Source organism: Bradyrhizobium sp. UFLA05-108 (genome assembly GCF_059803455.1).
This window is the reverse complement of sequence record NZ_JBANAZ010000108.1, coordinates 1-22281: the sequence shown is the minus strand read 5'-3', so window position 1 is coordinate 22281 and position 22281 is coordinate 1. Positions and strand designations below refer to the sequence as shown.

General features: G+C 61.5%; 22 protein-coding genes. 10 read left to right on the top strand and 12 right to left on the bottom strand.

The annotated features are described in order from the left end of the window. Positions 1-376, top strand: a 376-nt coding sequence (locus SO140_RS42870) for an REP-associated tyrosine transposase (protein ID WP_498544025.1), incomplete at its 5' end; no start/stop codon positions are given. A 66-nt stretch (positions 377-442) separates the two neighbouring features. On the opposite strand, the gene SO140_RS42865 is transcribed toward SO140_RS42870, so the two are convergent. Then, on the bottom strand, positions 443-1339 hold the full coding sequence (locus tag SO140_RS42865) for a DMT family transporter (protein WP_449382909.1): 897 nt from the start codon (positions 1337-1339) through the stop codon (positions 443-445). Positions 1340-2067: 728 nt separating this feature from the next. On the opposite strand from SO140_RS42865, the gene SO140_RS42860 reads away from it, so the two are divergent. The 4 genes from SO140_RS42860 (at position 2068) to SO140_RS42845 (ending at position 8491) form a co-directional block, all read left to right on the top strand. Next, on the top strand, positions 2068-5832 hold the full coding sequence (locus tag SO140_RS42860; RefSeq protein WP_498544024.1) for a vitamin B12-dependent ribonucleotide reductase: 3765 nt from the start codon (positions 2068-2070) through the stop codon (positions 5830-5832). Between the two features lie 69 nt (positions 5833-5901). After that, complete coding sequence (locus SO140_RS42855; RefSeq protein ID WP_498540683.1) at positions 5902-6108, top strand: DUF2188 domain-containing protein; 207 nt, start codon at positions 5902-5904, stop codon at positions 6106-6108. Positions 6109-6260: 152 nt separating this feature from the next. After that, complete coding sequence (locus SO140_RS42850; RefSeq protein ID WP_498544023.1) at positions 6261-7694, top strand: DUF8370 family protein; 1434 nt, start codon at positions 6261-6263, stop codon at positions 7692-7694. Between the two features lie 281 nt (positions 7695-7975). Continuing rightward, on the top strand, positions 7976-8491 hold the full coding sequence (locus tag SO140_RS42845; RefSeq protein WP_449382099.1) for a ParB N-terminal domain-containing protein: 516 nt from the start codon (positions 7976-7978) through the stop codon (positions 8489-8491). 208 nt (positions 8492-8699) lie between these two features. Here SO140_RS42845 and SO140_RS42840 read toward each other — a convergent pair whose 3' ends face one another. The 4 genes from SO140_RS42840 to SO140_RS42825 all read right to left on the bottom strand — a co-directional run bounded on the left by SO140_RS42840 (position 8700) and on the right by SO140_RS42825 (position 13690). Continuing rightward, positions 8700-9974: a lipase family protein gene (locus SO140_RS42840; RefSeq protein ID WP_498544022.1), complete on the bottom strand. Its 1275-nt coding sequence runs from the start codon at positions 9972-9974 to the stop codon at positions 8700-8702. A gap of 419 nt (positions 9975-10393) precedes the next feature. Next, positions 10394-10660: a DUF2312 domain-containing protein gene (locus tag SO140_RS42835; protein WP_449382100.1), complete on the bottom strand. Its 267-nt coding sequence runs from the start codon at positions 10658-10660 to the stop codon at positions 10394-10396. Positions 10661-11235: 575 nt separating this feature from the next. Beyond that, a complete protein-coding gene (locus SO140_RS42830) occupies positions 11236-11817 on the bottom strand; it encodes a GDSL-type esterase/lipase family protein (protein ID WP_498542053.1) in 582 nt (193 codons plus the stop codon). 859 nt (positions 11818-12676) lie between these two features. Next, positions 12677-13690, bottom strand: a complete 1014-nt coding sequence (locus SO140_RS42825; protein WP_449382103.1) for an acyl-CoA desaturase — start codon at positions 13688-13690, stop codon at positions 12677-12679. A 216-nt stretch (positions 13691-13906) separates the two neighbouring features. On the opposite strand from SO140_RS42825, the gene SO140_RS42820 reads away from it, so the two are divergent. Next, a complete protein-coding gene (locus tag SO140_RS42820; protein ID WP_449382104.1) occupies positions 13907-14704 on the top strand; it encodes a transglycosylase SLT domain-containing protein in 798 nt (265 codons plus the stop codon). 628 nt (positions 14705-15332) lie between these two features. Here the strand turns inward: SO140_RS42820 and SO140_RS42815 are convergent. Continuing rightward, the gene (locus SO140_RS42815) at positions 15333-15620 is read right to left on the bottom strand and encodes a hypothetical protein (protein ID WP_449382105.1); all 288 of its coding nucleotides are present in this window, start codon (positions 15618-15620) and stop codon (positions 15333-15335) included. Between the two features lie 228 nt (positions 15621-15848). On the opposite strand from SO140_RS42815, the gene SO140_RS42810 reads away from it, so the two are divergent. Further along, positions 15849-16796, top strand: coding sequence for a hypothetical protein (locus tag SO140_RS42810; protein ID WP_498544021.1), 948 nt, complete (start codon positions 15849-15851; stop codon positions 16794-16796). A 103-nt stretch (positions 16797-16899) separates the two neighbouring features. Here SO140_RS42810 and SO140_RS42805 read toward each other — a convergent pair whose 3' ends face one another. Together SO140_RS42805 and SO140_RS42800 are read right to left on the bottom strand one after the other, a co-directional pair. Beyond that, the gene (locus SO140_RS42805) at positions 16900-17046 is read right to left on the bottom strand and encodes a hypothetical protein (protein ID WP_449382107.1); all 147 of its coding nucleotides are present in this window, start codon (positions 17044-17046) and stop codon (positions 16900-16902) included. Positions 17047-17411: 365 nt separating this feature from the next. Beyond that, positions 17412-18818 (bottom strand): adenylate/guanylate cyclase domain-containing protein, encoded by a 1407-nt coding sequence (locus SO140_RS42800; protein WP_449382108.1) that lies wholly within the window; start codon positions 18816-18818, stop codon positions 17412-17414. 192 nt (positions 18819-19010) lie between these two features. On the opposite strand from SO140_RS42800, the gene SO140_RS42795 reads away from it, so the two are divergent. Continuing rightward, on the top strand, positions 19011-19361 hold the full coding sequence (locus SO140_RS42795) for a zinc ribbon domain-containing protein YjdM (RefSeq protein WP_449382154.1): 351 nt from the start codon (positions 19011-19013) through the stop codon (positions 19359-19361). 36 nt (positions 19362-19397) lie between these two features. Next, positions 19398-19571, top strand: coding sequence for a hypothetical protein (locus SO140_RS42790; protein WP_498541052.1), 174 nt, complete (start codon positions 19398-19400; stop codon positions 19569-19571). Between the two features lie 215 nt (positions 19572-19786). Here the strand turns inward: SO140_RS42790 and SO140_RS42785 are convergent, their stop codons facing one another. Further along, positions 19787-19951, bottom strand: a complete 165-nt coding sequence (locus SO140_RS42785; RefSeq protein WP_449382110.1) for a Flp family type IVb pilin — start codon at positions 19949-19951, stop codon at positions 19787-19789. A gap of 197 nt (positions 19952-20148) precedes the next feature. After that, entirely contained in the window at positions 20149-20412 is a 264-nt protein-coding gene (locus SO140_RS42780; RefSeq protein ID WP_498541051.1) for a hypothetical protein, read from the bottom strand. Between the two features lie 66 nt (positions 20413-20478). Here SO140_RS42780 and SO140_RS42775 point away from each other — a divergent pair, with 66 nt between their 5' ends. Then, positions 20479-21189, top strand: coding sequence for a phasin family protein (locus SO140_RS42775; RefSeq protein WP_474797178.1), 711 nt, complete (start codon positions 20479-20481; stop codon positions 21187-21189). 102 nt (positions 21190-21291) lie between these two features. Here SO140_RS42775 and SO140_RS42770 read toward each other — a convergent pair whose 3' ends face one another. Together SO140_RS42770 and SO140_RS42765 are read right to left on the bottom strand one after the other, a co-directional pair. Next, positions 21292-21771, bottom strand: a complete 480-nt coding sequence (locus tag SO140_RS42770; protein ID WP_449382113.1) for a hypothetical protein — start codon at positions 21769-21771, stop codon at positions 21292-21294. Between the two features lie 159 nt (positions 21772-21930). After that, the coding region (locus SO140_RS42765) for a bifunctional hydroxymethylpyrimidine kinase/phosphomethylpyrimidine kinase (RefSeq protein ID WP_498544020.1) at positions 21931-22281 on the bottom strand (351 nt) is incomplete at its 5' end.

The window sequence follows — 22281 nt, the reverse complement described above, 5'->3', positions numbered from 1 at the left end:
GCCTGACCATCTTCATACTGTCTGGAGCATGCCCGAAGGTGATGCGGATTTCGCGACACGATGGCGATTGATCAAGTCAGCTTTCTCTCGCAACCTCGCGCGGGTCGAGCGGATTTCAGCAAGCCGTGCCGGGAGGGGCGAGCGCGGTCTGTGGCAGCGCCGCTATTGGGAGCACACCATCCGGAACGAGGCGGATCTGGCGAGACACATCGACTATGTTCACATCAATCCCGTGAAGCATGGGTTGGTCGGTCGGGTGTCAGATTGGGCTCCGTCGTCGTTCCATCGCTTCGTCAAGCTCGGCATTTACCCGGAAGACTGGGCCGGAGGCGTTTCCCGCGACGAGGACGGTCCACAATTCGGCGAAAGAACTTGAGAGAAGAAAGTTGATGGGTTTCGCTTCGCTCTACCCATCCTACATACTGGGGAAGGAGGACGTGAGCTAACGCGTCGCCAGCACGACGCCGGCGAGGGTGAAGGCCAGCGCGGCGATCTGCCCCACTCCCAGCGGCTCGTGCAGCGCGAGCGCCGAGGTCACGACGCCGATGACGGGCACGGCCATGGTGCCGATCGCGGCAACCGAGGCCGGCAGCCGCGACAGGGCGGCGAACCAGCTGACATAGGCGATGCAGAACTGGCCGACGACCGAATAGACCAGCAAGCCCCAGCCGACCGGCGTCACCCGCGATAGATGCGTCGTCTCCAGCACAACGCCCACGATCGCGACCGGCAGGCAGCCGAGACCGATCTGCCAGGCGGCGGCCGTGATAGGCGGCAGATGGATCGGGTATTTCTTTGAGACCACCGTGCCGACCGCAAAACCGATCGAGCCGCCGAGCGCCATGATGATGCCCGGCAACTTCGCCGCGCTTGCGGAGACGCCGTTGCCGCCCATGATCGAGGCGAGACCTGCAAAGGCCATCACCAGCGCGATGGTGCGCAGGAGCGTCGGCCGTTCCCCCAGCACCGGCCAGGCAAAGAGCGAGGCCCAGACCGGCATGGTGTAGGCGATCAGCGCCGCCTCGCTCGCCGGCAGCCACAACAGCGCCAGCCCCATCAGCACCATCCAGCCGGTGACGTTGAGGAGAGCCGCGACCAGAAGCCGCGGCCATATTCCGGGCGCGATCCTCAGGCTGTCGCGGCGGATCACGGCAAGGGCTGCGAGCAGCAGCGCGCCGAGCACACCGGTGACGCCGCGAAGCGTCAGCGGCGGCAGTTCGGAGAGCAGAAACTTGGTCACCGGCCAGTTGAAGCCCCAGCCCACCGACGTGATGGCAAGGAACATCAGGCCGGCCGGGGCGATGCGCGTCCGCATTCCCCGTCGTGTCGAATCATGCATGTGGTAGCCCGGCAGAAACGGCCCACCTTGTCGCCTATCGGTCCCCTCCACCACCACCCAAGCGAGCATGGCTGCCTGTACGTTCCGTAGCACTACGTGAGTCCTACTGACGCAATGCCCCGGGGGCAAAAATAAACGAGCCTGTGAACAGCGGGACGAAGCCCCTCAGGCATCCCCAAACACAAATTTTTTCGGTTGGGAATCTCTCAGGACTCACTGATACTTGCCTCCACAACAGGCGCGGTTCCCACCCCTGTTATCCCCGTCTTTCCACCATATTTAGTATTTGATTCAGGAACTCGCACTAGTTCTTGACGTGCGCAACGGAGAGTCCTAGCTTTGGGTCCGTTCGGCGCGAGTGTGTTTGCGTCCCGCCGGTCACTCCCCAAAGGGTCCTCGCAAATGACCACTCCGCCAGCCGAAGGGGGCAGCGGGTGAAGGGCTTGTCTGCCCTTGATTTGTCGACTCTCAAGGGGCGCTCGAACGGGCCGAAACAGGCCCGGAGCAAGCGTAGTGTGGTGGCGTTGAACGCATGTCGCGCGCATCCCCTTGGGGGCGGGTGCGGGTGGACATGCCGGCGGATGATTTCGTCGGGAGAAACTGGGCCGGATCCACCGGCTGAGCTTGCGAAGCCTTAAAGCCGAAACGGCCGGGAGGAGTCGCGTGAAAACAACTACCCGGGACGCCCGAACGAAGGCGGATCCGGTCAAAAAAGGACGGGGCAAACTATGAGAATTGAGCGGCGCCACACCACTGCAGGACAATCCCCTTACGCCGGGATCGAATTCCGCCTGACCACGTCGGAGATCCGCAATCCCGACGGCTCGGTCGTGTTCAAGCTTGATAACGTCGAAGTGCCGACCGAGTGGTCGCAGGTCGCCTCCGACGTGCTGGCCCAGAAATATTTCCGCAAGGCCGGCGTTGCCGCGCGCCTGAAGAAGGTCGAGGAGGAATCCGTCCCCTCCTTCCTATGGCGCTCCGTGCCCGATACCGAGGCGCTTAGCCTCCTGCCTGAGAAAGAGCGCTATGTCAGCGAGCTCAGCGCCAAGCAGGTGTTCGACCGCCTCGCCGGCTGCTGGACCTACTGGGGCTGGAAGGGCAAGTACTTCTCCTCCGACGACGACGCCCAGGCCTTCTATGACGAGCTCCGCTACATGCTCGCCATGCAGATGGTCGCGCCGAACTCGCCGCAATGGTTCAACACCGGCCTGCACTGGGCCTATGGCATCGACGGCCCCGGCCAGGGCCACTATTACGTCGACCCCTTCACCGGCAAGCTGACCAAGTCGAAGTCGGCCTACGAGCATCCGCAGCCGCACGCCTGCTTCATCCAGGGCGTCGGTGACGACCTCGTCAACGAGGGCGGCATCATGGACCTCTGGGTGCGCGAGGCGCGCCTGTTCAAATACGGCTCCGGCACCGGCTCGAACTTCTCGCGCCTGCGCGGTGAAGGCGAAAAGCTGTCCGGCGGCGGCCGCTCGTCGGGCCTGATGAGCTTCCTCAAGATCGGCGACCGCGCGGCGGGCGCGATCAAGAGCGGCGGCACCACGCGCCGCGCGGCCAAGATGGTCGTGGTCGACGTCGATCACCCCGACATCGAGACCTATATCGACTGGAAGGTGAAGGAGGAGCAGAAGGTCGCCGCCCTCGTCACCGGATCCAAGATCAACCAGAAGCACCTCAAGGCGGTGCTGAAGGCCTGCGTCAACTGCGAAGGCTCGGGCGATGATTGCTTCGATCCCGAGAAGAACCCTGCCCTGCGTCGCGAAATCAAGCTCGCGCGCAAGAGCCTCGTGCCCGACAACTACATCAAGCGGGTGATCCAGTTCGCCAAGCAGGGCTACAAGGACATCCAGTTCGACACCTACGACACCGACTGGGATTCGGAAGCCTACCTCACGGTTTCCGGCCAGAACTCCAACAACTCGGTCTCGCTGAAGGACGACTTCCTCCGCGCGGTGGAGACCGACGGCGACTGGAGCCTCATTGGCCGCACCAACAAGAAGGTGACGAAGACGCTGCGTGCCCGCGACCTCTGGGAGAAGATCGGCTACGCCGCCTGGGCGTCGGCCGATCCGGGCCTGCACTTCAACACCACGATGAACGACTGGCACACCTGCAAGGCGTCCGGCGACATCCGCGCGTCCAATCCGTGCTCGGAATACATGTTCCTGGACGACACGGCGTGCAACCTCGCCTCCGCCAATTTGCTGACGTTCTACAACACGACGACCAAGCACTTTGACGTCGATGGCTACGAGCATCTCTGCCGGCTCTGGACGCTCGTGCTCGAAATCTCCGTGATGATGGCGCAGTTCCCCTCCCGCGCGATCGCCGAGCTCTCCTACGAGTTCCGCACGCTCGGCCTCGGCTACGCCAATATCGGCGGCCTGCTGATGACCATGGGCCTGCCGTATGACAGCAAGGAAGGCCGCGCGCTCTGCGGCGCGCTGACTGCCGTCATGACCGGCGTCACCTACAAGACGTCGGCGGAGATGGCGGCCGAACTCGGCACCTTCCCCGGCTACAAGAAGAATGCCGCGCACATGCTGCGCGTCATCCGCAACCACCGCCGCGCCGCGCACGGCCAGAGCTCCGGCTACGAGGCGCTCTCGGTCAATCCGGTGCCGCTCGACCACGCCTCCTGCCCGCAAGCCGACCTGGTCGCGCATGCGCAGGCAGCCTGGGATGCGGCGCTCGAGCTCGGCGAGCAGCACGGCTATCGCAACGCCCAGACCACGGTGATCGCGCCGACCGGCACGATCGGCCTCGTCATGGATTGCGACACCACCGGCATCGAGCCCGACTTCGCGCTGGTGAAGTTCAAGAAGCTCGCCGGCGGCGGCTACTTCAAGATCATCAACCGCGCGGTCCCCGCAGCGCTGCGCGCGCTCGGCTATCGCGAGAGCGAGATCGCGGAGATCGAAGCCTATGCCGTCGGCCACGGTTCGCTCTCCAACGCCCCCGGCATCAACGCCTCGACGCTGAAGGCCAAAGGCTTCACTGATGAGGCGATCGCCAAGGTCGAAAAGGCCCTGCCGACCGCCTTCGACATCAAGTTCGCCTTCAACAAGTGGACTTTTGGCGAGGACTTCATCCGCGAGCAGCTCGGCATCGGTGCCGAGGCGATCGCAGCCCCCGGCTTCGATCTGCTCCAGGCCGTCGGCTTCACCAAGCGCGAGATCGAGGCGGCCAACGTCCACATCTGCGGCGCGATGACGGTGGAAGGTGCCCCGCACCTGAAGGCCGAGCACTATCCGGTGTTCGACTGCGCCAACCCCTGCGGCAAGATCGGCAAGCGCTATCTGTCGGTCGAGAGCCACATCCGCATGATGGCCGCGAGCCAGCCCTTCATCTCGGGTGCGATCTCCAAGACCATCAACATGCCGAACGACGCCACGGTGGAGGACTGCAAGTCCGCCTACATGCTGTCGTGGAAACTCGCCCTGAAAGCCAACGCGCTCTATCGCGACGGCTCAAAACTCTCCCAGCCGCTCAACTCGCAGCTCATCAGCGATGATGAGGACGAGGATGATGCGGTCGAGCAGATCTACGAGAAGCCGATGGCGGCGCGTGCCGCCCAGGTCTCCGAGAAGATCGTCGAAAAGCTCGTCGAGCGCATCATCGTGATGCGCGAGCGCGAGAAGATGCCGGATCGCCGCAAGGGCTACACCCAGAAGGCGGTCGTCGGCGGCCACAAGGTGTACTTGCGCACCGGCGAGTATGACGACGGCCGTCTCGGCGAGATCTTCATCGACATGCACAAGGAAGGCGCGGCGCTCCGCTCCTTCATCAACAACTTCGCCATCGCCGTGTCGCTCGGCCTGCAATACGGCGTGCCGCTCGACGAATATGTCGACGCCTTCACCTTCACCCGCTTCGAGCCGGCGGGCCCCGTGCAGGGCAACGACAGCATCAAGTACGCGACCTCGATCCTCGACTACGTCTTCCGCGAGCTGGCGGTGAGCTACCTCAGCCGCTTCGACCTCGCCCACGTCGATCCCAGCGAGACGGGCTTTGACGCGCTCGGCAAGGGCGTCGAGGAAGGCAAGGAGCCGGACGACGAGGGCGGCCACCACGCGACCAAGCTGGTCTCGCGCGGCCTCACCCGCTCGCGCACCGACAACCTGGTCGTGATGCGCGGCGGCTCGGCCGCGGTCTCCTCCGGCAACGACAGCGCCCCCGCCGGCGGCCACCGCGTCACCGCGCTGCACGGCGCATCCGCCCGCGCCGGCGACACGATCGAAGGCGCCGTCGCCCTGAAGCAGGAAGCCAGCCACGACCTCTCTCCAACAGAGAAGCTCGAGCAGCTCCGGTGGAGCAAGGCCGGCACCGCGCAGACGGTCGTCCCCACCAAGGCCGAACGCCGCGCGGAAGCGAAGGCAAAGGGTTACGAAGGTGAGATGTGCAGCGAGTGCGGCAACTTCACGCTGGTGCGGAATGGCACCTGCATGAAGTGCGATACGTGCGGCAGCACGACGGGGTGTTCGTGAACAAATTGAACCACTACTACTAGTTGGGGCGGTCCGTTTGGGCCGCCCTAATCACATGAGGGCAAGCAAATGAAGGACAAACGGATATATGTAGAGCGCCGAGACGAGGGCGACTATGCCGTTCGACGAGCCAACTCCGATAGGGCCAGCGACGTGCTTCCAACCCAACGTGAAGCCATCGAACGGGCTCGGGAATTGAGTCCCGATACAACGCCTCATGTCGAGCGCGTCCGTCATACGTCGAGGGGTACGCCTGACAAATGGCGCAAACCGTAGCTGCTCGGCCCAACACGCCTACCCCAGATCAGCGCAGCGATGTCCGGGCAACATCTAGCTAACCCACCCCACGTGCCGCTCTGCTCATGCGGACCATTTGCCGTAAGAGCTGCGGGTACGTCTGGGGCCGTCCGGAAGATGGCTAGCGAAATATGGCGATAGTCAAGAACCCGGTTCTCTTTTCGACGCATTTTGGTATTGGACCGAAAGTTCTACACGACGCTGGTCTGATCGACCCCTTCTTGAACGTCGACACGCAGCTTTTCATCGATCCAGTTCTACTTGGAAAGTCGGCTAATCTCGTCATTCGAACCGAAGCTCTCCCGGCCTTTCGCGCGCATTTTGAGAACTTTATACGCTTGCTTGTTATCTCGCGAGCAGAAGGAGACGCCGCATGGCGCGGTGCCCGACGTCTCCTCAATCTTCGTGAACCTCCAGAAAATGGCCTCGGTTATGGAGGGAGCGGCAGGTCAGGCAATTCGCGGCCCGACGAGATCAGGGAGACGATTCTTCGCACTTCAAAGGAGATCGTTGATTTGGGTGCTCGCGACCCGGAAATGATCTCGCTCATGGGGTTTTTTGAAGACCGAGTCGGCCCAGACACGATTAGTGACTTTACCACGCGGGTTATCGCCAGCCAGCTCGCCAAGGTGACGGAAGCTTTCTGTCAATCGCAAGGCATCCCGGTGAGGAAGCAAGACGAGCTTGACGAATACGGTTTGCCCTCCTTTCACGATCCCGCTGCCGTGGAAAAGACTGTCGTCCTAGTGCCTCGCGATATAGTTCGTGATTTGCCGATCGCAAACGATTGGTCACAGATCGAAGCAGCGGCGACTGCGAACCGCCAGATTAGAGACCGCGTCAATAGGTATTTGGCAGGGATCACTCGACCAACCGTCGCAGAACGAAAGGCGGCGTTGCGATCTGCTGCAACGGAGTCCGCCGAACTTTTCGATTCGTTTTTGCAGTCCGTAAAGGGCTCTGCCGCCCACTATGATCCAAATAAGGATGCGCTCGGCTACTTTCGCTTAAAAGAAATACTGGCTACCGACACCACTCTCTTTAAGACCGGTCAGCGCTACGATTTTTCAGCTGGTTTTTCGACGATCGTCGATATGGTTCATCAGACCCTCGACCTTTTCAAACATCATGTTGAAAAAGGAAACTTGTGGGAAGAGCTCTGGATTGACGGAGTGCCGAAACGAGAGCGAGCCGCACAACTGATCTACTTCGCGATGGCCGATAGCTTTTGCAAAGCAAACAACATCGACATCTCACCGGAAGCCAATATGGGAGGAGGACCCGTCGATTTTAAATTCAGTGGCGGCTATGAAGCGCGAGTACTCGTCGAAATGAAGCGGTCGCACGGAACGGTTCGACACGGTTACGAGAGGCAATTAGAGATCTATAAGGAGGCGGCTCGTACTAACCATGGTATCTTTGTCGTGATCGACTATGGAGATGTCGGAGACAAACTCAACCAAATACGAGCAATCCGGGAAGCGCGCTTGAAGGCTGGAGAACCGGCTTCAGAAATCGTTGTGATTGATGCCACGCCTAAACAATCGGCAAGCAAACGGAAATGACTTCGAGGTGGCCGCTTGCGCTTGCATAGAGCACGTAGGATGGGTAGAGCGCAGCGAAACCCATCAATTGCCGCTGCAAAGATGATGGGTTTCGCAAGGGCTCAACCCATCCTACGTGCTTCAGCTAACTTTCTACGTGCTTCAGCTAACTTTCGCATGCTCCGCGATTAGGTGCACACCGTAATCCCCAGAAATTGCCTTTGCGGTCGAGCCCTTCCCTCCTAAACTCCAGACACCACCGGCATGGGTTCCGACGGGCCCGGTAGAAGCGGAGTCAAGTTGTGCCCAAACCGGAAAGCTTCCCGATCGAGAAGATCTTCGTTCCCACGAAGCAGAAGAAAGCCATCAGGCCCGAAACCGTCGGGGAGATCGCGGAAAGCATTCTGGACATCGGACAACAGGCCCCCATTTCCGTTCGGCTCGACGGAGACCGCCTCGTTCTGGTCGAGGGACTGCATCGGCTCGAAGCCTGCAAGGCGCTCGGCGAGACAACCATTATCGGTGTCTTGGTCCCAGCCGAGCTTGCTCAACACAAGCCCCTGCTGTCCGACAGACCAGAAGTCGAGGCTGAGCGCATCAAGATGGCGCGATTGAAACAGTTGCGCCTCGAGAAGGAAGCCGCGGAGGCATCGACAGCTGCCTCGAAGCGCGTCAACGCAACGGAAGCGCCGCGCACCCGTCCGACGAAAGGCGTCAGCGACAATCCGAAGGCATCACCGGGACGGACTACGAAATCGACACCGAAAACATTGTCGGACTGGATCACGCAGCAAAAGGGCAGCGGCGGCCGCTATTGATTGTCGGCTCCAGCTCGTAGGATGGGTAGAGCGCAGCGAAACCCATCAATTACCGCTGCAAAGATGATGGGTTTCGCAAGGGCTCAACCCATCCTACGTGCTGAGGCTTTGAATGAGCTTGCCTACGGTGGTGGAGACGCGCGCATAAGCGCCTGTTACCTCCGCCCCGAAGCTAACCCGATCTCTGAGGTGTCGTTCCGCTTGACGCTTAGTCGTTGAAGGGAATCTCTGGCGCCGGCGAGGCTGGGAGACCGGGCTCGGTGATGCTACCGCAATTACTTTGTGGCTTGTGCTCCGCGAGTGCATCGCGGAAGAACGCCAGCGCATCCGGGAAGGCGGCATTCAGTCCACCGTTGTGACTGGCGCCGGAATAGGTCCGCCATACAACATCGCTGCCGGCAGCACACAAAGCCGCCACAGCGGCAAATTGCCGACGCGGCACCAGTAGCGAATCGGCAAGGCCGGTGCCGAGCAGAACCGGCACGGGCAAGCGTGCGGGGGACATGTCGGTGACACGGACAAGTCTTGCCTCGATCTTCTCAAGAGGCTCCACGAAGGCATTGTCCGCCGTGATTTCATCCCGCTGGGCCGCCGAGCGCATCTCGGCGGTACAGCCCTCGCGCGCAGCCTTCACAAGCGCCCTACCCTTTTCGGTCACGAGCTCGTCGAGCGGTGGCGCATCGTCCGGCAGGGCGCCACCCAGCATCGTGAGCGAGACATAGACTGGTGAGCCAATTGCTTGCTCCGGCAGCTTATAGGGACCGTCCGGAAAGGTGGAGACGAGACCTGTCGCGACTGTTGCGAGCAGCGGCACATCGGGAGCGTAACTCCTCGAAATGCGTGTCGCGCCCAGAGCCGCGCCGGAGCCCTGCGATTGGCCGGTGACGAAGACTTTGCGTGCGAGCTTTTCGGCATGGGAAACAAGTGCGGCACGCACGGCGTCAAGCACGGAGCGCCCTTCCGCTTCCCAGATCAGGTAGGGATGCGGTCCGGGGCCACCAAGGCCCTGGTAGTCCGTGGCCACCACGGCGAAACCATTTTCAAGCCATCGCTCTATATAGGTGGCATCGCGCGGCTTGTGGCCCGTCCAGGACGGCGCGCAGCGATCAGACACGCCCAGCGTCCCGTGCGCCCACGCGACCAATGGCCAGCCCCCGGCCGGCGGCTCCCCCTTGGGCAAATAAAGCGTCCCGCTCACGGGAACGACGCTCGCGTTCCAGCGCAGGTCGGTCGAGGTGTAGAGAATTCGCTCGGCAAGAGCTGCCTTCGTGATCTCCGGCTGCGCGAGCATCGGCTCCTCGCGCAGCATGACTCCAGCGCGCTCGGGCAGCGCCTGCGTCCAGCGATAGAACGGAGACAGATCCTGATCGCCCCACAGCGGGCCTACCGGAAGGGCCGCGAACTCTGCGCGCGCCTGTGAAGCGATCAACGCTGCGACCACCGCGAGCACCCGCACCGGCGTCAATCCCACACATCCAAACATAGTCCCTACCCGCTTCGTTTCATTGTGCACAAAGGCTAGCAGAGTCATTTTGCGGATGTCACTATTCTTCCGGCATCGATCGCCGATACCGTATGGAATTGAACGATCAACAGGCGGGCCCTGAAAAACGGCGCTCGGCGCCGGCCAACTCAATCCAGGCAGTTCCTTCGCCCGCCCTCAATAAGATCGAGAATCGCTCGCGCTGCCTCGAGCACATTCGCCCTGGGCCGAATATGCCGGCCACTCGGGCGCGGAATAGTTCGTCGTAGCTCGTAGGATGGGTAGAGCGCAGCGAAACCCATCAATTGCCGCTGCAAAGATGATGGGTTTCGCAAGGGCTCAACCCATCCTACGTGCTGGAGCGGTAGCCGCAATCCGCCGATTGCGGCTATCTCTCCTCACACATCAAGCCGATCGTCTCACGCCGCTTTCGCCTGTTCCGGCGCCGCCGTCTCCATCGCTCTCATGTAGAGATCAAGCAGGGTTTCTCGCTCGTCGCGCTCGTCCTCGTCCTGCTTCCGCAGCTTGATGATCTCCTTGAGGATCTTCACATCGAAACCCTCGGCCTTGGCTTCCGAAAACACTTCCTTCTTCTGCTCGTTCAACTCCTGCAGTTCGGTATCCAGATTCTCGATCCGCTCGACGAACGAACGAATTTTTCCGCCGGGAATGGTGACGTCAGACATGGTGCCTCCCTGTTGAATGAGGCCGTGAAAATGACTGCAAAGGAATGACCAATGTATTAACCGACGGACCTCGCACCGCACGCGGGAACCCGCGCAACCGACAAGCGTCCTCACGATCTTGCAGCCGACAGCTCGTAGCGCGCAGCCCGCAGGATGGATCGAGCGCGGGATCGTAGGGTGGGTTAGCGACTTGTCCGCCGAAGCTCAACGAGCGAAGGCGGAAGTGTAACCCACCACTTTGCTTTCGTACGGTGAGAGAAGTGGCGGGTTACGCCTGGCGGACTGCGCTTCGCGCAGCCGCAGGGCTAACCCACCGAGCTATGCAGGAAATTTGTTCTGCATCTGACTCTGCTTCGTTCTCAAGGAACGAATCGGAATCGCGCAAATCAACCGCCAGCAAGTCTTAACGTTCTATTTTCTTGCTGAGGCTTTGAATGAGCTTGCCCACGGTGATGGGTGGAGCGACTTGTCCGCCAGCGCGTAGGATGGGTAGAGCGCAGCGAAACCCATCAATGCCGCGGCGAGCATGATGGGTTTCGCAAAGGCTCAACCCATCCTACGCGCTGTCCAACAAACTACCGCACCATGCCGACCAGTGCCGCCGCGACTTTCTTGTTGCCCTCGACGCTCAAATGACGTCCATCGGGACCGGTGCCGCCCGGCTGCCTCACCACCGACATGTAAATCCCCATGGCGTCGACGACACGGATGCCCCGCGCTTTCAACTGGCTCTTGATCGCCGCGATATTGGCAGCGGCCTGAGCCGGGCTCATATTGTGCCTGATGTCGTTGGCGGCATTGTCGCACAGGATGACGATCCTGGTCCCCGCGGGGACTGCGCTCGACACCCGCGCAAGTGTCGCGTCAGTGGTCTCTCCCCAAACGCCCGCATTTGCGACATGGACCTGAGAACCCTTGGCGCGCAGCAATCCCTCCAGCACGGCCGGCCACATTTCGGATTCGGAGACGTTGCCACGTACGGCGCTATGGCCCAGCGCCACGATTTGTGCGGAAGCGGGATTGGCCGAGGCAACAACGATGCCCGCGACAGCAACGAAGAAAATTCGCAAATTCGAATAATTCATGCCAGCTCCATCTATTTTGAAAATCACTTCAATCAGGGCTGAATGGATGCCCCCCCCCGAGATTGGCAGCATCAATGTTCTCCATCAATCCGCGGTTAGCAATATGCATTACGCCCGAGCCCGGCTTTTGCGTATGCAGCGCGCGTAGGGTGGGTTAGCCTTGCAGTTCGCTAGGCGTAACCCACTTCATTCGTTTCCGCCCAGGCAAAGAGTGGTGGGTTACGCCTTCGGCTAACCCACCCTACGAGCTCCATCCGCGCTATTGGCTTCTCACCGCTCATCATTCGCCGGCGCATTGCGGCGTGCTTGTCTTGCGGCTTGCCTTGCAGCCTTCCTGGCAACCCAGCGCGCGCGAAATTGCTTCGCGGCACGAAAGGTCCGCGGGGCGATCACCTGAAATGCCATAGAGGCGACTCCGGCGACCACCCCTTTCACCACGTCAAAAGCGAAATCGGGTCCAAAATACTCCCACATGACCCCGCGTCCTTCTTCGCAGGGCCACCGCCGGCAGGCATGGGCAAGACAAACAAATGAAAAGCCCCGTCCGTCACCGGCGGGGCCCAGAAAAATCCCTGTGCGCCTTGTTTAGCGCGCACCCGAACCTCTTTGGTTCACCCGCTCAAGGTGGACTCAATGCGAAAGCTGCAAAGCATGGCCGTGAGCTTGTGGACGCACATGACGAGGTTCCTGAGATTGCCGCATGCCCCTCTCACAGAGTGTACTGGAGGCAGGGCCAACATGCGCGCCACACAACCAGACCGACGGGTTTCCGTCTGTGCGCTATTTCACACTTGTAGCCACATTTTCGAGCAAGCTCGTAGGACGTAGGATGGGTAGAGCGAAGCGAAACCCATCTCTAGTCGCCGCACCGATTGATGGGTTTCGCAGGTGCTCAACCCATCCTACGTGCTTCCCGGAAGAGCGGACAAGTCTACCTTGCGCCCGACGAGCCAAGGTCTTCGCCGACGCCGTCGAACGGCGTCTCGGCGGCGACGGCTCTAACAGATGCGGGGCGAACGAAAATGTCATGCACGAGCCCGAGCTTCCCAAGCCCCAGGATGATCAGGCCGTTGATGTCGATCTCGTACCAGGCGTGCGAGATGTAGGCGTCGCGCGGAAACCGGTGATGGTTGTTGTGCAGCCCTTCACCGAAGGTGAGGATCGTGGTCACCAGCTCGTTGGTCGTGCCGTCGGAGGTCTCGAAGCGACGGTAGCCGTAGCGACCGTCGCTATGGCAGACCGAGTTGACCAGCGAGGTGGCCATGGTCATGACGTAGCTGCGGAACAGGCCGGAGAACAATATGCAGCCAATCATCGTGTGCACGCCGCCGAACGCGTAGCCGATCGCACCCGGAATGATCACCGCCGACAGCGCGTACCAGTACCAGCGTGTTCTGGTGAAGAACATGGAGATCGGGTCGGCCAGAATATCCTTGGCGTAGTATTCGCCATCGGTCGTGGCCTGGTCCCACACCCAGCCGCCCTGCGCATGCATCATGCCCTTGACGAAGTTGACATAGCGGTTGCCGTCGCCGTCATAGTAGGGGCTGTGGACGTCGCCGGGCTTGTCCGAGTGAAGATGGTGCCGCCGGTGGTTGCTCACCCACTTCAGGATCGAGCCCTGCACCGCCAGCGTCGCGATCGCGGCGAAGATCGTCCGCATGACCGGACTGCACCGGAAGCTCCGGTGCACGAAGTAGCGATGCATGAAGCCGATCCCGACCGTGGTCAGCATGAACATGCCGACGAAGACCGAAACCTCCACCCGGCCGATGCCTTGCCAGACTCCCCAGATCAGCGCAGCGATCGAACCGCCGATCATGAAGCCGAACGCGATATAGGAATCGAGAAACTTGGCGTCGACCACCGGACCTTCGAGAAGCACACCCGGTGGCATTTTCCGGTCCAAACCTTCTTCCGACGCCACGCTCCGAATTGCGGTCATTTCACTCGATCCATTTACGGAAAATTAACGCTACTGCGGCGCAACCTACAGACGCATGTTGTTTCTCGCAAGGACCCGATCGGCCGGGTGAGCGCAGAGCCGGGATTCAATGAGACGGAGTCGGAGGGCGGTGACGCCAGATTTCACGGCAATACCATCGACTTCGCCGGGTGATGGTCGCAAGCGCCAGCCGCATTAACCCTAGCTCCAAAAGCCATGCCAAGGAAAAGCAACAGCCTCCTCCCTCGCCTGCGCAAGTTCCGGCGGGGCGCCCGGTGGGTGCGAAAGACATTCGCGCGCGCACCGCGGATGGTTCGGATCGCGTGTGGCGTCGCGATGCTGCTTGCGGCCATCGCGCTTTTCAACATCGCCTATCACGTGATGCGCAAGCCGACCGAGCTGTTCGTCTTTGTCGGAAACACCCTCGACAAGGAGCCGGCCGAGAACTGGCGGCAATACGGGCCGCTGTTCCGCACCTATTCCACCGCTACGATCACGCCCGAATTGCTGGCCGCGCTGGCGCAGGTCGAGAGTTCGGGCAATCCGGTGGCGCGCACCTACTGGCGCTGGCGATGGAGCCTCAATCCTCTCGCGATTTACCGGCCCGCCTCGAGCGCCGTCGGCCTCTACCAGATGACTGATCCGGCTTATGCCGAGGCCGCGCGGTTCTGCATCCGCGGCAACGCGGTCACGGAGACCGGCTGCGGGTTCACCAGCTTCCATATCCGCGCAATCCCGAGCCACGCGATCGAGCTGGCATCGGTGTATCTGGACCGCAATGTGGTTGCGGTTCTCGGCCTCGCGGGCGATGTGAAGGCAAGCGCGCAGCAGAAGCAGGATCTGGCCGCTCTGATCCATCTCTGCGGCGCGGGCCCCGCCTTAGCCTACGCACGCCGTCACTTTCAGATGATGGCCGGCGAGCGCTGCGGCGATCATCTCGTCGCGGGCTATATCTCCAGGGTCAACGCGATGAAGCGGCAATTCCTGCGCCTCGCGGCGGATGACGGCGGTTAAGTCTTAGAGGGCGTAGCAACGCGTAGGGTGGGCAAAGGAGCGTAAGCGACGTGCCCACCACTTCTGCCCGTGGCGACCAAAGAGGTGGGCACGCTTCGCTCTGCCCACCCTACAGTAGCCCGGATGAGCGTAGAGAGCGTACGGTGGCCGATCATGCGATCGTTGTTCACCACCAGTATGGCCACCGCCACCCCTCATAGCGGACCCACGACGGCACCAGCGGCGGACCGTACGGATCGACCCGGTCGTCCTCAGGGCGATAACGATAGCGTGGAACAACATTATAATCCCACGGAGTGGGCCTGAGCACGGGCACCGTGACAACAAGCCTCTGCTGTGGTTCGCGAACTACCTGGGCCTTCCGTGCCCGGGCTTCAGCACCTGATATCCCAAGGTTACACACAACGAGGGCCGTTCCGAGAGCACATGCGACGGTCATCATTTTCATGCGTCAGTCTCCTTCCCGCGAAGAGTGCTGAAGGACACAAAGCAAGGCAAGCTAATTCGCTCTCGCCATGCTCGAATGACCGCCGTTGCCGCCGGCGGATTTCGGCCACCGCGCGCACCAAACCGGCTTGTCACGACATTTGGGGTGCGAAGCCCCTGCGATGGGTCGAGAGCTTCCCCGCTACCTGATCTTCGCCAGGCATTCCTTCAGGCGCTCCAGCTCCGAACGAACCTGCGTCTCCATTGTGTCTTGCAGTGCGGCTATGCCCCTGCTGGACAATTCCGCGGAGGCCTTTCTGTCCAGATTCTGCTTCCAATCCCGGATGGCTTGCCTGGTGGCCCTTTGGGCTTCCGAGGTCGCCTTGCCGTATTCCTTCATGCAGGCGTCGGCCATCGAGCATGTCTGGCAGTCCTGGGCGGCGGCCGGACTTGAAAGCAGCAGGGCGAGTAGCGCTGTCAGGACTCTCATTGATCATCCTCCCCGCCATAACATAGCACGTCGCACGGATGCCTAGGGGACAACGTGCGGCTGCAAGGCGATCGGGGAACAGCTCCTGTAGTCAACCCGCAGCCCGGATGACGGTCGCCATAATTTCTCCCTCGCGCCCGCGTTGTCTTGGACGGCGGCGAGAACTATCCTCTTGATCGGACTGCCGCACTCGTTCCGTTGACGCGAGGCTGAATGGAGAGCGCATCGGTGGCTGAGACGCACGACCCGAAGCCGGATGATCCGAAGCCTGCTGAACCGCACGCCGATGGCGAGCTGACGCGGGCCTATGAGCAGATCAAAAGCGCTAACGAAGAACTTGCGCGGCTGGACCGAGTGGTTTCCGGATTGGAACGCGGCAGCGATAGCCCGCCCGCCCCGCAAGCAAAGGCCGATGCGGAACGCAGCGACGTTTCCCCGGATAAGCCGCCGGCGCCGCAGAGCCCGGTTAGCCAGCAAGGTAACCATCAAGGCCTGAAAGGGGATCGACCCATGCTGCGCGCCTTCGTTGGCCTGCTGCTGGCGATAGGCATCCTTGGTGCTGCCTTCGCTTCGCAATATCGCGATGAGGCCAAAGCGATCATGGCGCGATGGGCCCCGCCGGCCGCGGTTGCGCCCCCGGAGGTGTCGGAGCCTCGCAATTCTCCGACGTCGCCGGTAGTCCAGCTAGCTGCTGCGGATGGGCCGACGTCCGTGCCGGCACCGCCGGTCCCCAAGGAACCGGAGAAGCAAGTGGAGAAGCAAGCGGAAAGTGTTCCGCCAGCCCCCGCCACACCGCCCGACCAGACAGCCGCCGAGCTCGCGCAATCGCTCAAGACCATCACGCAGTCGCTTGCGAGCATCAACGAAAAGCTCGAGCAACTGAAAAGCAGTCACGAGCAAACGCTTCGCGAGCAGGCCGACGCCATTCAACAACTCAAGACGGCGCGGGAGAAGGATGCGGGGGACGCTGCGCGCCTCGCTGCGCAGGTGCAGGCGCTGCAAACGCAGGTCGCTGCGTCATCCGCGAAACCAGTTGCGCGGACCGTGATGAAGGAGAACGATGCGCCTGTGCGCCAGCACGTACAGGCAGCCGCACCTCGGCGGGCCCGGCCGCCGCGAGGACCCTGGATGCCCCCGCCCTATATGATGGACCTTTACGGCTATCCGGATTGGTGAGCCTGTACGACGGGTAGAGCAGCCTAGCCCGGATGGAGCGACATCCGGGTCTTCCGTTCCCCGGATGTCGCTTCGCTCATTCGGGCTACGAGTTCACTTTCGCTCAGAAAAATCCCGGGCTGAGATCCAGCCCATAGGTCAAGCCCAGCACGAACACGAACAGCGCGGCCGCCGCGAACAGCGCCAGATGCCTGAGAATGAAACCACGTAGCGAGGTGGTGGCAATGACAGCTTTCTGCGCAACGGGCATGACGGCCTCCAGTATGATTTCCAGAAATGGCCGCGCAAGATGCGGCGACCGCATCAAGCAGCGCGATCTGCAAAGCAACCATTAAAGAGATCACGTCCGTCTTGAACGGCCGTACATAAGGAGTCGCGTAGCCCGGATGGAGCGCAGCGCAATCCGGGTATTGTCCCGTGGGCTCCAGTCCCGGATTTCGCTTTGCTCCATCCGGGCTGCGGACCGTCAACTGCGATGATGACATCATGCCGGTGATTTGCCCGACGCGTCAACCGAATTCGTCAAATCCGTAGATCGTCCCACCCGGCCACCGGCTACTTTGCATGGGGTTGTTTTCGCGTTTTTGGTTTTGTCCCCACCCGGCCCTGCCCGCCTCAGGGGATCTCGTACACCGACACCCGGTCCGCGATGCCGCTCAGTGCCACGCTGCGGCGCGTCGGCTGCAAGCCGCCGGCCTCGAGCAGGGTCCGCGCGCTGGCGTGCTCCACCACCGGCTCCGTCACCACGATCGCGCGTGAGGCGGCAAGCCCCTGGACGCGCGAGGCGATGTTGACGGTCTGGCCGAAATAGTCCTGCTGGCCGTTGAGCGTGACCGCGAGGCACGAGCCTTCGTGGATGCCCATCTTCAGCAGCAGGCCCTGATGCTGGCGCTCGGCGCCGAGGTCGCTCATCGCCTCGCGCATGCGGATGGCGGCGGCAATGGCACGGTCGGGCGTCTCGAAGGTCGCCATCACGGCATCGCCAATCGTCTTCACGATGGCGCCGTGTTCGGAGACGATGATCTCCTGCAAGAGGCGAAAATGCTCATTGACGAGATCGAAGGCGACGAGATCGCCGACATGCTCGTAGAGCCCCGTCGAATCGCGCAAGTCCGAGAACAGGAAGGTCAGGCTGAGGATCTTCAGGCGCTGGCCGATGGCGAGTGTGTCGGTGCGGTAGAGATCGCGAAAAGTCTGGTTGGTGAGGAGGCGTTTTGCCGTCAGCGCCGGCTTGCGCCGCGTCAGGAGATCCTCGAGCGCCTTGTTTGCGACCCACACCGCCGGCAGCACGCGGCCATCGGTGCGGTTGTCCAGCGCCAGCCGCAACGGCCCCGGGCGCAGTGTGACCGCCTCGGCAGGCGTCTCGGCCTTGCTGAAGATCATCGAGAGGTTTTGCCGCTCGCTGGTCTCCTCGCCCTTGATCTCGAGGAACTGGGCGGTGTGCGTCACGGGATCGAAGACGATCAACGTGCCTTCCGGCGCGTGCAGGGACAGGATGGCTCGCTCGCCCGGCGGTAGGTCGAAGGTCTCGAGCGTCACCTCGCGCAGCAGCGTCTCCACGTCGCCCGGGAGATCGATCGCCGAGCTCCAGAAGATCTGGCGATAGTAGTCGGCCAGCGACAGCTCGTCGGGATTGTGGGCCGCGATCTTGCGCACCCGCGGGCTGATCGTGAAGGTCACCTCGACCAGATTGTCCAGCGTCGTCTCATAGCCCGCGGCGCAGAAGGCGCAATGATAGTGCGGGCTGTTGAGGGTCTTCAGGCTCTTGTTGGCGGACAGCACACCGGCGCAGCTCGGGCAGATCACGCTCCAGGTCAGCTCGGCCATGCCGAGCTGCACCGCGTGCAGCAGGCCTGCGACGACGCGCTCCTCGTCGAGGCCGGCATTTGCCGCAAGGTCGAGCGCGTTCATGCGGTTCAAGGCATGGTCCGGCGCCTCCCGCACCATGCGCTCGAGCATGTCGACGACGCCTTCGTCAGCCGACTGGCGCAACACACCAAACAGGGTTTCGATTTCGCTCATGCAATGATGTTACCTGAAAGAGGCGCAAGCGGTAATCCGCTCCCCATCAGCTATGCTTCGTGAGGCAGGCCACAAGCCGTATCAGCCAAATGCTGCGTCACGATGATGGGAGGGAAACGGCCCGGATTTCCCTTGCTTTCCCCTCCCCGGCCCCTACGGTGCGCCCGCCTGAGAAGGGGGATGAGTTTGACGATGGACGACGCCATGAAATGCCCGAACTGCCGTTCGGAGCATGCCTACCAGGATCGCGGTCTCTGGGTCTGCCCGGAATGCGCCCATGAGTGGAGCACGTCGACTGAGGCGGCCTCGGAAGCGGCGCAGGAGGCGGGCGCGCGTGATGCCAACGGCAATGGGCTTGCCGATGGCGACAGCGTCATCGTGATCAAGGACCTCAAGATCAAGGGATCGTCGTCGGTCGTCAAAGGCGGCACCAAGGTCAGGAACATCCGCCTCCAGGACGCCAGCGACGGGCACAACATCGCCTGCAAGATCGACGGCATCGGCGCGATGAATCTGAAATCGGAGTTCGTGCGGAAGGCGTAAAGCCGCACCACGACGACCAGCGAAGCGAGGACGACCATGAACGGCAATCGCTACTACGGAGTTCGGGTCGAGAGCGCGAAATATGGCGTCGGGTTCGGCTCGGCGCTGGCCATCGCGATCTCCTACACCAAGAACCATTCGATCCTGTGGGCGATCATCCATGGCATCTTGGGCTGGATTTACGTGATCTACGCCGCGCTGTTCGGTTGATCGGCCCCAACGGTCCGACAGATTCCCCGTTTACAAAATTTCTGATTTGCGGTATTTATCAATCAACGCGATCGGTAAAGCGTTCAGTAGCCGGACGGAGCGACTTGTCCGCCGTAGCTCAACGAGCGAAGGCCGAAGCGCAAACCGGAACTTCGGCCCTGCGGCATGGTCCCGGATTACGCTTTCACTCCATCCGGGGCCACGCGTTCAGCGCTCTACTTCAACGCGGTCGCCAGCGCGGTGAGTTTCTCAACCAGATTGGTGCCGAGCGCATAGATGACTTCGATGATGGCAAGCGCGATGCCGGCGGCAATCAGTCCGTACTCGATCGCGGTCGCGCCGGACTCGTCAGCGATAAATTTTGCGAAAATGCGCTTCAAGATCGTATCCTTTCCGGTTGTGCCAGGCTTGGCCTGCGCGCAACCGGATAGTGTGCGCAATCTACGATTGAGTTAATTTAGGTCTGTCAATTTGACGATACGCGAGCCCGGGGCTGCACCTGGACCGTGGTCGCGGGATCAGCCGGCAGGATGGGCTGGCTAACGGCGCAGGCCCACCCTGCTCTCTCGGATCGTGCTCAGCGCGCGGTGCCGGTTGTCACCGGCGCGGTCGTTGCGGTCGTCACTTTGGCGCGCGACGTCAGCACGCTGACCTGTTGCGGAGATGGCGCGGTGGTGGCGGCCGCCTGCTGGTTCACGTGCGCGGCGCCGAGCAGGCCCACCTGCACCGGCGAGACCGGAAAGCCATTGGCTTCATAGCTCGGCAGTTCCGCGGCGAACGCTGCGGTGGCAGCAGCAACCGACATGGCGGCAGCTGCAATGGTTAACGAAATTGTCTTCACACCGAATCTCCTGGGTAGATTTGAGATCCGGAGCTATGTCCTTATGCTGCAGTGCGGTAGCCCGTGTTGCTGCATTGCAACAATGCAGATTTCGCAGGTGCCACGGAAGCTGATACCTCCGGGCCCGGCGTTCATCCTGCCAAATCTCATCACATGCCTGCCACGCCCGCGACAAGCCGTAATCGCGATTTTAGCGCAAATACGGCGGAGGGTTGTGGCTTCATCGATTTGGGGAGTGATTTTGTAATGTTGAGCGCGGACCAGACCAAGCCGACCGGAAAATCCGGCCAGCGTAACCGAAAGAAAAAGACGAAGCAGACCAAGGCCGACGAGCAACACGCGACCGCAACGGATCAGTTGCCGGCTGCCGAGCCGGAAACCAGTCAAGCGACCGAGCTGGAGGCCGATGTCGACCTCAATCTGCAGCTCCCGTCGACCGAGATTTCAACCACCGAGGCAGCAGACGTGCCAGCCGCTTCGATGGAACTCGTACCGGTTAGTCTTCAGGCGATCACAGATGCCTATGGCGACTACACCAGGAGGTCGTTTGAACACGCCTGGTCTTTCGTCGGGAAGCTTGCGAGCGCTAGCTCACCTGCGGAGGCGTTCGAGCTTCAGATGGAATTCGCCAAGCAGGCGTATGATAGCTTCGTCGCAGAATCGCAGAAAATCGCCGGCCTGCACGAACAATTGGTCAAGCAGAGGGTCGTAAATTTTGAGGGCTTCGTGGCCAGGATCACCCAGACCACGCTGGAAGTCCGTGCAACGCGCCACTAGCCGATAATGCGGCAGATCGCGAAGCTCTCGAAAAAAGCAAAAAGAGACCGCCCGAGGGCGGTCTCACATCCCTCGGATCAAGGGGACCAGATCCAGAGGGATCTACGCGCTTTCGGAGACCTGCTCCTGCTCGGCCGGCTCATTCTCCTCCGTGGAGGAAACACGGCCTGAGGCTTCCATTCTGCGCTTCACCTGCTCGCATGTCTTGCGGACGTCCTCGGTGAACAGGGCGCATTCTTCGATCCTCTTGAAGATCTTGCGTCCTTCTTCCCGGTAACCCGCAGCCGTTTCGCGCATATACGCGATCGCATCGTGCACCTGGGCCGTCAGCTCTTCGCATTTTCGCGCAGCGCCGATCAGCTCGGCCCCCATCGCCTCGATCTCTTTTGCGGCGGACTCGTAGTCGCGAATGACCGCCTCTGCGCTGAGGGCCCCTACGCGCGTGACCCCCTCCGTGTGCTCGACATAATCAGGTAATGCAATTGAAGCTAATGAACTTCCCGGGCGAACCGACGCAATGTCCGCCTCTAGCTGAACCAAGTTTACCGAGTCCTTTCTTCGCAATTGCTCAACACTTGCCATGGATAGGTTCTCCCGATACGCGCCCGAACAACCCCAACCCACACAATGTATTACGGGGACAATAGGGCTTCTAACTGTATGTGTTGTTGACGGCCCGAAGTTTGCCGCATTTCCGAACCGCCACGTTTAGCATCCATAGATAATTACAATAGCACTTACTCAATCTGTAGGTGTGACGAGGCAAAGCTCCTCCGACCCGGCTTGATGTGTGTGTCCGAGCACCGCAAACACAGCATCGACTGCCAGCTGAACCGCCGTCTCGGCCGTCACTCCCTTCGCAAGCCCCGCCGCCACGAGTCCCGACAGCAGGTCGCCGGTCCCGCACGGCCGGATCGGCAGCCGTGCTGTCGCAAAGCGCGACAGTTTTTCGCCCTGCCAGAGGGTCGTCTCCACCTGCGCTGCTGGCGTGTCGGCGAGCGTGCAACCGGTCGCGATGACGCCTCGGGGGCCCTGCGCCGCGAGGGCGACGCTCGCGGCCAGCAGGCTGGACGCATCCTTCACTGCAATACC